This window comes from Burkholderia sp. Leaf177 (genome assembly GCF_001424345.1).
GTDB lineage: Bacteria > Pseudomonadota > Gammaproteobacteria > Burkholderiales > Burkholderiaceae > Caballeronia.
Map to the genome: position 1 here is coordinate 39090 of NZ_LMPF01000006.1, position 12457 is coordinate 51546.

Consider the following 12457-nt stretch of genomic DNA (forward strand, 5'->3'; position numbering starts at 1 on the left):
GCTTTGTCTCCTTTTGTTCTTTTACTTCTTACGCGAAAAGCCCGGCGAGTCCTTCAGGACGTCGCCGGGCTGTCGATGCTTTTTCGCTTATCGCGGTCTCATGAAAGTCTGTGCTCGCAAACGTTCGCAGCCGCCGAAATCATGGATAAAGTCCGCGCATTTCACGCGCTTGGAGAATCCGCGTACACGCCACGATAAACGCCGCCGTCCGCACCGAAACCTTGTGCTCGCTTGCAACAGTCCACACCGCGGCGAATGCTTCGCGCATCACGCGCTCGAGCCGCTGGTTGATTTCATCTTCCGTCCAGAAGAAGCTCGAGAAATCCTGCACCCACTCGAAGTAGGAAACCGTCACGCCACCCGCGTTCGCAACCACGTCGGGGATCACCAGAATGCCTTTGTCGTGCAGGATGTCGTCGGCGGCGGTGGTGGTCGGGCCGTTCGCGCCTTCAACCACGATCTTCGTGCGGATCTTCGGCGCGTTTTCTTCCGTGATCTGGCCTTCGAGCGCGGCCGGAATCAGGATGTCGCTTTCGACGGTCCAGAACTCGTCCTTGCCGATCACATCGGCGCCTTCGAAGCCGCTCACGCCGCCGTGCTTGCCGACGTAGTCAAACAGCGCGACTGCATCGATACCCGATGATTTGTAGAGCGAGCCCGTGTGGTCCTGCACCGCCACGACTTTCGCGCCGGCTTCCTGGAACAAACGCGCCGCGATTCCGCCGACGTTACCAAAACCCTGCACGGCGATCCGCGCGCCTTCAATGTCGAAACCAATGCGCCGCGCCGCTTCCGAGCCGACCACGAACACGCCGCGTCCCGTCGCTTCCTTGCGGCCGAGCGAACCGCCGAGCGAGATCGGCTTGCCGGTCACCACGCCCGTTGCCGTCTGGCCCTGGTTCATGGAATACGTGTCCATCATCCACGCCATGATCTGTTCGTTCGTGTTGACGTCCGGCGCGGGAATGTCGGTGTTCGGCCCGATGATGATGCCGATTTCACTGGTGTATCGGCGTGTCAGACGCTCCAGTTCACCACGCGACAAGGTACGCGGATCGACACGAATACCGCCTTTCGCGCCGCCGTACGGCACGTTGACCGCCGCATTCTTCACCGACATCCACGCCGAAAGCGCCATCACTTCGGACAACGTCACGTCCTGGTGGTATCGAACGCCGCCTTTGCCCGGACCGCGCGACATGTTGTGCTGCACCCGGTAGCCTTCGAAGTGCGTGACCGTGCCGTTATCAAGTTCGATGGGGCAATCGACAATCAGGATGCGCTTCGGACGCTTGAGCGTTTCTATCCAGCGGGAAAGCGAGCCGAGATACGGCGCGACGCGATCGACCTGCTGAAGATAGTTGCCCCAGGGGCCGAGATGGGTGGAATCGAGATAGGAGGGAATGGCGTGCTGAACAGCAGGTGCAGTTTGTTCTTGTTGCTGCGGTGACATTGAAGCTCCAACGTTGTGTGGAATAGCTTCATTGTCGAAAATTCGCTTATTGAAATCCAATGCCGTTTCATCATTGCGTTATGCTTTTCTTGCATAACGCTTGGAAGGCTTATGGAGCCTGGGTTTCAACTGAACGCGATATCTCCTCGCCTACCGCTTCCCAGAGATTTCGCATCAACGCCTGACGCGGGTCGTCGCCCTTCGACGCCATCTTGTCACGATACAAACGAATCTCCATGGTCAGCGTGAACTGACCTGCGGGCGTGCCGCGCGTTCCCCGGTCGAGACGGATCAGGAGGCCTTCATCGACTTCATTGGCGACCGCGCTGTGCGGCAGGAACGCCACGCCGTGGCCGGCGAGGGTCATGGCCTTGAGACCTTCGGCCATGTCGGTTTCGTAGACCTTTTCCAGATAAAGCCGTGTCGGCGATGTCGCGATGATCACCTCCGTCATGCGCCCGAGGTAGGCGTTGGGCGTGTACGAAAGATACGGAACGGGGGCATCGGCGGCGCCAGGCAACACGTAGCGCGCCCGTCCGCCTTTATTCACCGATGAAAACGGACTGATCAATTCGGCGCCGAGCGTGAGCATGTCGTAGCGCGCGGGATCGAGTGCGACCGGATGGCTTGGATGGTGATAACCCATCACCAGATCGCAGCCGCCTTCCACCAGCGACAAAACCGCGTCATGCACATTGAGCGCACGCAAACGCGTGTTGATGCGGCCCAGCCGCGCTTCGATGTGCTGCAGCCATCGCGGGAAATAGGTCAGCGAAAGTGTGTGAGGCACGGCGAAGTCGATGGTTGCATCGGGCACGCCTGTCTGGCCGCGCAAGAGCGTGCGTGCTTCGTGGAATTGCGAAAGCATCGCGAGCGCTTGTTCGTAGAAGACTTGACCAGCCTGAGTGAGACGCGTCGGATAAACCGAGCGGTCGATCAGGTCCGTGCCGAGCCACGCTTCGAGCGCCTGGATGCGCCGCGAGAACGCCGGTTGCGTGATGTGCCGCAATTCAGCCGAGCGGCTGAAACTGCGCGTCTCCGCAAGCGAGACGAAATCTTCGAGCCATTTCAGTTCCATGCGGCGCCTTCGGGCTGGTTGGGGTGCGTCGTGGACGCATTCGCATTTTACCGTTGCGCACGAGGCGCTCGCACCATCGTTACGCCGCGCGCACTTGCCCGGTGCTGCGGCGCCGCGTTGCCGGTGCGTGAGCGCTTACGTGTGGCTATCGGCTTGAACGTATATGAATCGATGCAGAAGCACGCCGCCATTCGCTCACCGGACATCGGCGGAAAACATGGATTTCATTGGCATGATGCTTGCAATTTCTCGTCGGCCCCGCGCTGCAGTCCATCCTGAGGATCCGATGAAAAACCTGATCACGTCTCTGAAAAGCGGCAACTGGCGTTCGCTGGTCGCGTGCTTCCTCTACTTCGATACCGGCTTCACCGTCTGGGTGCTCTACGGTCCGCTCGCGCCGTTCATCAGCAAAGACATCACGATGACCGCCGCGCAACAAGGCTTCCTCGTTGCCGTGCCGGTCCTGGCCGCCGCGATCCTGCGCGTGACGCTCGGCAACCTGTATCAATCTACTAATGGCCGGCGCGTCGCGCTGATGGGCGTGCTGCTTTCATCGGTTCCGACGATCGTGCTGCCGCTTTTATCAGGCACGCCGTCGTATTCCCTGTTGCTCGTGCTCGGCGTTTTTTTGGGCATGGGCGGCGCGAGCTTCGCCGTTGCGTTGCCGATGGCCGGCAGCAACTATCCGCCCAAAGTGCAGGGCCTGGTTCTGGGGCTGGCGGCGGCGGGCAATATCGGCGCGGTGCTCGATGGTTTCCTCTTTCCTCATCTCGCCGATGCCTTCGGCTGGAAGATGGCAACCGCCGCCGCATTGCCCTTGCTCGCGATCACGGCGATTGCATTGTTCGCGTGGGCGTCGGACGCGGGCGTGAAAAGCGGCAGTACATCGCGCGCGATGGGCAGTTTCGTGATCACGCTGGCCGGGTTGATCGTGCTGGTTCTTGCCGTGCATGGCGGGGTGTTTGGCGGCGGACGTACTGGCGTTTTATTGCTGCCAGTGCTGGGCGCGCTGCTCGCAATCGCCGTGTTGCCAAAACATTACCGCGCCGTGCTCGGCGAACGCGATACGTGGGTCGTCATGCTGATCTACAGCATCACGTTCGGCGGGTTTGTCGGCATGTCCTCGTATGTGACGCTGCTGCTGACCAATCTCTATCAGATGCCGAAGATCGAAGCTGGTCTCTTCATGGCAATGCTCGCGGCGCTAGGCGCTATCGTGCGGCCGTTCGGCGGGTATCTCGCGGATCGTGTGACCGGCGTAAGGGCGTTGCTGGTTTTGCTCGCGGTGATTGCCGCGGCTGATTTCGCGTTTGCGATATGGATGCCGCCGGTGGCTGGCGGTATCGCGTTGCTGGTGTGTCTTTATCTTTGCTTCGGGCTTGGCAATGGCTCGACGTTCCAGCTCGTGCCGCAGCGCTGGAAAGGCAAGACGGGATTGCTTTCGGGGATTGTCGGCGCGGCTGGCGGGATTGGCGGATTTTATTTGCCGGTGATCATGGGAATGGCTCGCGAAAGTACCGGCAGCTACCAGATGGGATTTGCAACGTTCGGTGTGCTCGCGGTGTTCGCGTTCGGGTTCCTGCTGGCGCTGCGTACGCAATGGTTGCGGTGGGCATCGCCGGAAATGGCGGGCGGTGCGCACGGCGGTTCCGGGACCTTGGTGCATGCAACTGAATGACGTCGGGTGAATGCTAAGAAAAGTCGATGCCTTTCAGCCGGCATCGACGTTTTTTTATGCGCGGACCGCTTCTATCGTGGCTTCCGGCTCCGCCGCTTTCTGCTGCTGCAACGCCCACATCTGCGAGAACAATCCGCCGGCGCGCACCAGTTCCCCGTGCGTTCCGCGCTCCACGATCCGCCCGTGATCCATCACGATAATCTGCTGCGCATGCACGACCGTCGATAACCGGTGCGCAATGATCAGCGTCGTGCGTTCCCGCGCGATCAGATCGAGCTCATGCTGGATCGCGCGTTCGGATTTGGAATCCAGCGCGGACGTGGCTTCATCGAAGATCAACAGCGGCGGGTTCTTGAGCAAGGTCCGCGCAATCGCCACGCGCTGCTTTTCGCCGCCCGACAGCTTCAATCCGCGCTCGCCGACCGGCGTTTCATACCCAGCAGGAAGACTTTCGATGAAATCATGAATATGCGCCGCGCGCGCCGCCGCGATCACTTCATCGCGTGAAGCCGATGGCCGGCCATACGCAATGTTGTAGTAGATCGAATCATTGAAGAGCACCGTATCCTGCGGCACGATGCCAATCGCCGCACGCAACGAATCCTGCGTGACGTCGCGAATATCCTGGCCATCGAGCAGGATCCGTCCGCCTTGTTCACGGTCGAGATCGTAGAAACGAAACAGCAGCCGCCCGAGCGTCGACTTGCCGGAACCACTGTGGCCGACGACCGCCGTCGTGGTTCCGGCGGGAATCGTGAAGTCGATGTTGTGCAAGATGGCCCGCGAACTTTCGTAGGAAAAACTCACGTTCTCGAAACGCACTTGCGCGCCGTTGACGGCGAGCGGCAGCGCGTTGGGTGCGTCGGGCACTTCGCGTCCTGCGCCGAGCAACGTGAACATGCGATCCATGTCCGTAAGACTTTGCTTGAGTTCGCGATACACCACGCCCAGGAAATTCAGCGGAATATAAAGCTGCAGCATGAACGTGTTGATCAGCACGAGATCGCCGAGCGTCAGACGTCCGGCAATCACGCCTTGCGTTGCACGCCACAAGATGAAAACCAGGCCCGTGCCGATAATGAATTGCTGCCCGAAGTTGAGCACCGACAAAGAGCGCTGCGAGCGAATTGCTGCCGCGCGGTATCGGAGCAAATTCTCGTCGTAACGCTGCGCTTCCCATTCCTCGTTGCCGAAATACTTGACCGTTTCATAATTCAACAATGAATCGATCGCGCGCGAATTCGCCTTCGAATCGAGATCGTTCATGGTGCGGCGAAAATGCGTGCGCCATTCGGTGAGCTTGATCGTGAAGATCACGTAAGTGGTGAGCGCAATCAGCGTGACGACCGCGTAATACGCTTCGTATTTCGTCACGAAAAAGCCGAGCACGAGACCGACTTCAACGAGCGTCGGCAAGATGCTGTAAAGCGAATACGAAACCAGTTGCTGGATGCCGCGCGTGCCGCGTTCAATATCGCGCGACATGCCGCCGGTTTGCCGCTCGAGATGAAATCGCAACGAGAGCGAATGCAAATGCCGGAACACTTTCAGCGCGAGCTGGCGCACGGCGCTTTCGGTGACCTTCGCGAAGAGGATTTCGCGCAGTTCGGTGAAAAGCGAAGTGGACAAGCGCACGATTGCGTACGCCACCACGAGCAAGCCCACGCCGCTGATCAGAATGATCGCCGCCGAATCCTGCGCGCGTCCGAGCGCGGTCAGATGCTGGATGGAACTGAGGCTGTCGATGACCTTTTTCATCACGATCGGCACGCCCAGGTTCGCCACCTTCGCGCCGATCAAGCACGTTAACGCGAACGCGACGCGCCATTTGTACGTGGTGAGGTAAGGCAGCAGCGAGCGGATGGTCTGCCAGTCGTTGCGCGGGCCATGGGCGATAGGAACGGGTTCGGAAGGCGAATTACGGCGCATGGATTCGAGGTCTGCAGAGGTCCGCGCCGGATAACGAAACGACGCTGGACACAGGATGTATTGCGGGCGGGCGCCAGTCTCAAAATGCGGGCTTTCCCGTACAATTCGATGCTTACGCGGCGCGCAAGGCGGACAAAACCTCAGCGCTGCGACGCCCTAAAAGCCTGCTAAACGAGTCAATTTCGTTCAAGCGCGGGGCAACATCGTTTAATCCTGCATTGTCGCAGAAGGCGTCGTGGCGCGCTCACCGGCCGGCGCCACTCTAATGGAACTGAAGCTCGTGACCGATTCCCTGCAACTCCCGAACAAGCCGGTCGCGCTGCGCGTAGTACCGCAACCGTCCGATGCCAACGTCCACGGCGACGTCTTCGGCGGCTGGATCATGGCGCAGGTCGACATCGCCGGATCGATTCCGGCCAGCCGGCGCGCGAACGGGCGCGTGGCGACCATCTCCGTCAACTCGTTCGTGTTCAAGCAACCTGTGTTCGTGGGCGACCTGCTGAGCTTTTATACGGATATCGTGAAAACCGGGAATACCTCCGTGACGGTTTCCGTGGAGGTCTACGCGCAGCGCATGAGCCTCACGCAAGACGTGGTGAAGGTGACCGAGGCAACGCTGACCTACGTGGCGACCGACAGCGACCGCCGTCCGCGTGCGCTGCCCGCGCTCGACTGAGCCGGGTTATCGAGGGTGGAACGCTCGGCGATCCGTATCTGGGTGCTGAGCAAAAGCGCGGGGATATCTTCGGCCGGTAGCGGCTGCGAGAAGAAAAAGCCCTGCATTTCGTCGCAATCGCGGGCAACCAGGAAATCGAGTTGCGCCGCCGTTTCCACGCCCTCCGCGATCACCTGAAGTTCGAGCGAATGCGCAAGGGCGATGATCGCCGACGTAATCGTTTCATTGCCGCTCGGCGTGCCGATATCCGCAACAAACGAGCGGTCGATCTTCAGCCGGTGCACAGGAAAACGCTTGAGATAAGCGAGGCTGGAATATCCGGTGCCGAAATCGTCGATGGCAATTCCCACGCCGAGCGCCGCCAGATCGGACAAGGTCGTCACGGCGGCATCCGCGTTGTGCATGATTGCGCTTTCGGTGAGTTCGAGTTCCAGGAACTGCGGCTCCAGTCCGGTCTCTGTCAGCACCGACGTCACGAGTTCCCGTATATCGCGCTGCTGAAATTGCCGCGCCGACAAATTCACCGACATCCGCGCGAGCGGCAAACCTTGGTTTTGCCACGCCTTGTTCTGCCGGCACGCTTCGCGCAACACCCATTCGGCCAATGGCCCGATCAGCCCGCATTCCTCGGCGACCGGAATGAACAAGTTCGGCGATACCAGCCCGAATTCCGGATCCATCCATCGCACGAGCGCTTCCATGCCAACTACATCGCCCGTCTTCAGGTCGACCTGCGGCTGATAGTGCAGCAGGAATTCGCCATCGCGCAACGCACGCCGCAAACGCTGCTCGACGTTCATCCGCGCGCCGACGCTCGCGTTCATCTCCGGCTGATAAAACTGATAGGTGTTGCGCCCCATGTCCTTCGCGCGATACATCGCGAGATCGGCTTTCTTGAGCACGGTTTCGGCGTCGGCGCCGTCTTGCGGGAACAGGCTCGCGCCCATGCTGCAGCCAACGTACAGCTCGGTTCCGTCGAGCCACACGGGATCCGATATCGCGCTGCGAACGCGCTCCATCCAGCCGATCAGCGCGCTCTCGCAGGCAATATCGGGCAGCACGGCGACGAACTCATCGCCGCCATGACGCGCGATGGTGTCGCCCGGACGGCCGCAACGCGCAAGCCGCTCGGCGATGACAGACAGCAAACGGTCGCCGACGCTGTGTCCGAGACTGTCATTGACGTTCTTGAAGCCATCCAGATCGACGAAAACAACGGCGAGCGTGGACTCGCCAGCCCGCGCGCGCTCGATGGCGTCCTGCAGCCGGCCACGCAGCAGATTGCGGTTGGGCAGGCGCGTCAGGGCGTCGTAATTGGCTTGATATTCGAGCTGTTCCTGGTATCGGATGACTTCGGTGACGTCGTTGATCACGCCCACATGATGTGTCGTCTGGCCGTTTGCATCGGGCACGGGCGCGACCAGCAACTGATTCCAGAACAGCACGCCGTCCTTGCGGTAATTGCGCAGCACCGCGCTCACTTCGCGATTCGCGGCGAGACCGGCGCGGATTATGTTGAGCCCTTCCTGATCGAGGTCGTCGCGTTGCAGGAAACGGCAATCCCGGCCGACGATCTCCGCCGGGTCGTAACCCGTGATGCGCTTGAACGCCGGATTCGCGTACTCGATCACGTTGCCCTTGCTCGTGGTCGATGTAATCAGCACGGCGTTCACGCAGGCATCGAGCGCGCGGCTTTGCAGGCGCAGCGCGAGTTCAGAGCGCTTGCGGCCGGTCGTGTCGTCGTAAGTCCCCAGCACGCCGATAATCCGCCCCGCGCCGTCGAGCAGCGGCAACTTGCTCGTGAGCGACGTGCGCATTTCGCCGCGCACAAAAAAGTCGCGCTCCTGATTCATGACCGGCTGCCCGGTCGCGACAACCAGATTGTCCTCGGCGCGCAGAAGGTTTCCGGCTGCGGCCCAGGGCAGCGTGCAATCGGTCATGCCGATCACCTCTTCCTTGCTGGCGAGCCCGGCATCGCGCGCGAACGCGGAGTTGCAGCCCAGATAACGCGACTCGAGATCCTTCCAGAAAATCCGCTGCGGAATATTGTCGATGAGCGACTCCAGCATCTGCTTGGAACGCCGCGCCTCGGTCTCCGCATTGATCCGGTCGGTGACATCGTTGGCCAGCATGAAGATGCCCGGCTGGCCCGAATATGTCAGCGAATGCGACGAGATATCGGCGCTTACTTCCACACCGTCATGCCGTTTGTGGCGCCACACGCCCGCCGAATGCTGGGTGCCGGGATGGTCGCCGGCGCTGCGCGCGAGCAACGCGGCGAACTGGTCGAAGTCGTTGCCGGCGTGAAGATCGCGCACGGTCATCGAAAGGAATTCGAGTTCGTTGTAGCCGTAATGCGAAAGCGCCGCCGGATTCACGGCGACGAACCGGTATGTGTCGCCATCGACAATCCACATGGGCACCGGATGCGCGTCGAACAGATCGCGGAAACGCTCGTTGCTGCGCTGCATGGCCCGCGCCACGCGCAGCTTGTCGCGCGACGAACGCTCATGGCTCGCGAACGTGTACATGAGCGCGGCGCCGCCAGCCAGCATGGAGAGGATAAGCAGGAACACCGCGCGGCTCGATGCACGGGCGGATTCGTTCAGGGTGGCGGCGAGCGAATCGGATTCCCGGGCGCGCAACTGGGCCAGTTCGTCATCGAGCGCTTCCTGGTCTTCGCTCAAGCGCACGAACGCGGCGCGCGCCCAGTCGCGGGTGGCGCCGGGTGCGTCGGCAGCGGCGCGTTCGAACGCCGAATGCGCGTCGCGCTTGGCAATGCGCGCGCTTTCCGCGAGGGCATCGAATGCGCCATGCATGTCCGGCTCGAACGCGAACTGCGCGCGCAGGCCGCTTTCCAGCGCGTCGATGTGCGATTCGATATCCGCGCGGACATCGGCGGATTTGAGCACGCCGGTCGCTTCATACCGGCCGATTTCCGGAAGACTGCCGCCGAGCGCGCTCCGGTAAGCGTCGAGATCGCGCATCAGGCTGAGTGAGCGGCGGGTGCGGACGTCGGCGTCGCCTTGCAGCCCGATTTGCTCGTAAGCGACGAACGCGTTCGCGCCCATCGCCACGAGGACGACCGCGATGTTGACCAGCAAACGGCGCGAGAAAAGTGATTTCATGGGTCCGATAACCGCCCACGGCTCGCGCTTGAGGAGTGAGCGCGAGCCGTCGGTTCGATAGAGTTATCGGCAGGAAACTTCGGGAATTTAGAGTAAGCGCTTAATCAGCGAGACCGAACTCTTTCATGGCGGGGACGAAATCGTGGTTGACCTCGCTTTTGCGCGACAACTTGGCGAGCGCATAACGCTGGAAGGCGGAAAGCTCGGACCAGCGGCCAAGGCTCGGCGAGCCAATGCCGCACAAGCTGCTCTGGCGGATCACGCTTTCCGGCACAACGTCCGTATGCGCCCAGATCGGATCGCTGTCAGGGGCGAACGTTTCCGGTTTTGCATCGGCGTGGGTGCGCAGCATTTCGGCGATAGCCTGATCGAACGCGGGTTCTATGGCTGCGTCGTCTTCCACCGGAAAGCGCGCGAGCAATTCGCGGTCGCTGTGCGGCAGGCGGCGCCATTCATCGAGGGAAATCCGCTGTCCGAATCGATCCAGATTAAAACGCACGACGAGCGGGATGAAGCTCAGATTCTCAGTCGACTCCAGTTCGAATCCGAACAGGCGCGGAGCGTCGTAAAGTGCCATGGCGAGTGCCTCGTGGGCAAAGAGGTCAAGGGAAGCGAGTGAGGCCGCTGTAGGTTATCGTAGGGCCTTGAACGGCTTGTAGTGTGTCTGTTGCACCATAAAGCAGCAAGCGTTATGCCCAGATTTCTCTTATAAATTCTTATAGGTAGCGGCTAAAACGCGACATCGTAAGCAATAGCAAGAGAGCCAGAACATGAATGAGACAGATATAGACGATCAACCCGGATACGTGGAACGTCAAGTCACGCGCCACAAGATGGGCGAGATCCGCGAGACCGCCGACGACGTGGGCCAGGAATGGCCCGTCGCGCTCGTCTACAACGGCATTTCGCATGCGGTGATGATGTGCACGCCGCGCGATCTGGAAGCCTTCGCGGTGGGGTTTTCGCTGACCGAAGGGATTGTGGAGCGCGGCAGCGACATTCATGACATCGAGGTATTTTTCCACAACGCCGAGGGCGATACGCTGCCGCATGCCGAAGTGCATCTGCAGGTCGTGCAGCAGGCGTTTGTTGCGTTGAAGCAGAAGCGCCGGGCGCTGGCCGGCCGGACGGGTTGCGGCGTGTGCGGCATCGAAAGTATCGATTTGCTGGATCTGCAACCTGAACGCGTGCCCGACACAGGCTTCCTGAATCGTCTTGCCGATGACGCCATCGCCCACGCCGCGCGGGAATTGCCTGCGCATCAGCAATTGTCGAAGCTGACGGGCGGATTGCACGCCGCCGCCTGGTGCGACGAAACCGGCGCGGTCAAATACGCGTTCGAGGACGTCGGCCGTCACAACGCGCTCGACAAGCTGATCGGCCATCTCGTGTTGCAGCGCGTGGATACCACGCAAGGGTTCGTGTTTTTATCGAGCCGGGCAAGTTATGAGCTCGTGCGCAAGTCGGCAAGAGTCGGCGTGCCCATGCTCGTGACGATATCCGCGCCCACATCGCTGGCCATTTCCATCGCGGAAAAAGCAGGCTTGCGGCTGGTGAGTTTCGCGCGCGAGAACGGGTTCGTGGAATATGGCGCGTGCTTAACGGCGCGTGCTTAACGGCGCGTGCTTAACGGCGCGTGCTTGACGGGCGCGTGCTTAACGCTTGATACGCGCCCTGACGCTCAGTTGAACCGGCTGAAATCCGGCTTGCGCTTTTCGAAGAACGCCGTGAACGCCTCCTTCGCTTCGGGCGCGGTCAGCATGTTTGCGAAATACACCGCTTCTTTGGCCATCTGCGCGCTGATTTCATCGGCGTGACCGTTCTTCATCAGCGCTTTAGTCGCCTTCAGCGACGCCGGTGGCAACGCCGCGAGCTTCCTGGCCTGCGCGAACGCAAAATCACCAACTTCTTCCGCCGATAAAACCCGGTTCACGATGCCCATGTTCGCGGCTTCGTTTGCATCGAATGGTTCGCCGAGCAGCAGCTTTTCAGCCGCGCGCTGATAACCCGCGATGCGCGGCAAAAGCAGACTCGACGCCGCTTCCGGACACAACCCGAGGTTCACGAACGGCAACACGAACTTAGCTGTCGATGCGGCATAGACGAGGTCGCAATGCAGCAGCATCGTTGTACCGATACCCACAGCCCCGCCGTTCACCGCCGCCACGACCGGCTTTTGCGCCGTGCTGATCCGGCGCAGGAACTGGAACACGGGCGCATCCGGTTTCGAGGGCGGCGCCTTCATGAAATCTTCGAGATCGTTGCCGGCGCTGAATGTATCGCCCGCGGCGCGAATCAGGACCACGCGCACTGACGGATCGTTTTCGGCATCGAAAAAAGCATCTGCCATGGTTTGATACATCTCCGCCGTCAGCGCATTCTTGCGCGCCGGGCGATTGATCGTGATGCTCAAAACGCCGTAGATGTGTTCCGTGATGATGTCCATTCTTGTCTCCTGAATGAATAACGGCTCGCGAACCGCCAGGCGCGCGAACCGTTGTTATGCCTTAACGGA

Annotated in this window: 9 protein-coding genes; 3 read left to right on the plus strand and 6 right to left on the minus strand. The window is 60.7% G+C overall.

Translation table 11 applies throughout. The annotated features are described in order from the left end of the window. Window positions 1–139: 139 nt before the first annotated feature. Window positions 140–1453, minus strand: a complete 1314-nt coding sequence (locus tag ASG35_RS08980; protein ID WP_056355720.1) for a Glu/Leu/Phe/Val family dehydrogenase — start codon at window positions 1451–1453, stop codon at window positions 140–142. Window positions 1454–1562: 109 nt separating this feature from the next. After that, window positions 1563–2531 carry a LysR family transcriptional regulator gene (locus tag ASG35_RS08985; RefSeq protein WP_056355722.1) on the minus strand — a complete coding sequence of 323 codons (969 nt, stop codon included), beginning with the start codon at window positions 2529–2531 and terminating at the stop codon, window positions 1563–1565. Window positions 2532–2817: 286 nt separating this feature from the next. Between ASG35_RS08985 and ASG35_RS08990 the strand changes: the two genes are divergently transcribed. Continuing rightward, window positions 2818–4209: an MFS transporter gene (locus ASG35_RS08990; RefSeq protein WP_056355791.1), complete on the plus strand. Its 1392-nt coding sequence runs from the start codon at window positions 2818–2820 to the stop codon at window positions 4207–4209. 54 nt (window positions 4210–4263) lie between these two features. Here the strand turns inward: ASG35_RS08990 and ASG35_RS08995 are convergent, their stop codons facing one another. Further along, complete coding sequence (locus ASG35_RS08995) at window positions 4264–6138, minus strand: ABCB family ABC transporter ATP-binding protein/permease (RefSeq protein ID WP_056355724.1); 1875 nt, start codon at window positions 6136–6138, stop codon at window positions 4264–4266. Window positions 6139–6403: 265 nt separating this feature from the next. Here ASG35_RS08995 and ASG35_RS09000 point away from each other — a divergent pair, with 265 nt between their 5' ends. Next, window positions 6404–6814, plus strand: a complete 411-nt coding sequence (locus ASG35_RS09000; RefSeq protein ID WP_200945701.1) for an acyl-CoA thioesterase — start codon at window positions 6404–6406, stop codon at window positions 6812–6814. Here ASG35_RS09000 and ASG35_RS09005 read toward each other — a convergent pair. Beyond that, a complete protein-coding gene (locus ASG35_RS09005; RefSeq protein ID WP_082508299.1) occupies window positions 6760–9942 on the minus strand; it encodes an EAL domain-containing protein in 3183 nt (1060 codons plus the stop codon). The two genes, ASG35_RS09000 and ASG35_RS09005, sit on opposite strands and share 55 nt — an antisense overlap. A 100-nt stretch (window positions 9943–10042) precedes the next feature. After that, window positions 10043–10519: a nitrate reductase associated protein gene (locus ASG35_RS09010; protein WP_056355727.1), complete on the minus strand. Its 477-nt coding sequence runs from the start codon at window positions 10517–10519 to the stop codon at window positions 10043–10045. A 193-nt stretch (window positions 10520–10712) separates the two neighbouring features. On the opposite strand from ASG35_RS09010, the gene fdhD reads away from it, so the two are divergent. Further along, on the plus strand, window positions 10713–11558 hold the full coding sequence (fdhD, locus tag ASG35_RS09015; RefSeq protein WP_056355728.1) for a formate dehydrogenase accessory sulfurtransferase FdhD: 846 nt from the start codon (window positions 10713–10715) through the stop codon (window positions 11556–11558). Between the two features lie 65 nt (window positions 11559–11623). Here the strand turns inward: fdhD and ASG35_RS09020 are convergent, their stop codons facing one another. Beyond that, on the minus strand, window positions 11624–12388 hold the full coding sequence (locus ASG35_RS09020; protein ID WP_056355730.1) for an enoyl-CoA hydratase: 765 nt from the start codon (window positions 12386–12388) through the stop codon (window positions 11624–11626). Window positions 12389–12457: the final 69 nt, after the last annotated feature.

Excerpts from the sequence above, each read along its gene's own strand:
- ASG35_RS08990 (WP_056355791.1), top strand. The coding sequence starts at position 2,818 with ATGAAAAACCTGATCACGTCTCTGAAAAGCGGCAACTGGCGTTCGCTG.
- ASG35_RS08985 (WP_056355722.1), bottom strand. The coding sequence starts at position 2,531 with ATGGAACTGAAATGGCTCGAAGATTTCGTCTCGCTTGCGGAGACGCGC.
- ASG35_RS08980 (WP_056355720.1), bottom strand. The coding sequence starts at position 1,453 with ATGTCACCGCAGCAACAAGAACAAACTGCACCTGCTGTTCAGCACGCC.
- ASG35_RS09005 (WP_082508299.1), bottom strand. The coding sequence starts at position 9,942 with ATGAAATCACTTTTCTCGCGCCGTTTGCTGGTCAACATCGCGGTCGTC.
- ASG35_RS08995 (WP_056355724.1), bottom strand. The coding sequence starts at position 6,138 with ATGCGCCGTAATTCGCCTTCCGAACCCGTTCCTATCGCCCATGGCCCG.
- fdhD (WP_056355728.1), top strand. The coding sequence starts at position 10,713 with ATGAATGAGACAGATATAGACGATCAACCCGGATACGTGGAACGTCAA.
- ASG35_RS09010 (WP_056355727.1), bottom strand. The coding sequence starts at position 10,519 with ATGGCACTTTACGACGCTCCGCGCCTGTTCGGATTCGAACTGGAGTCG.
- ASG35_RS09020 (WP_056355730.1), bottom strand. The coding sequence starts at position 12,388 with ATGGACATCATCACGGAACACATCTACGGCGTTTTGAGCATCACGATC.
- ASG35_RS09000 (WP_200945701.1), top strand. The coding sequence starts at position 6,404 with ATGGAACTGAAGCTCGTGACCGATTCCCTGCAACTCCCGAACAAGCCG.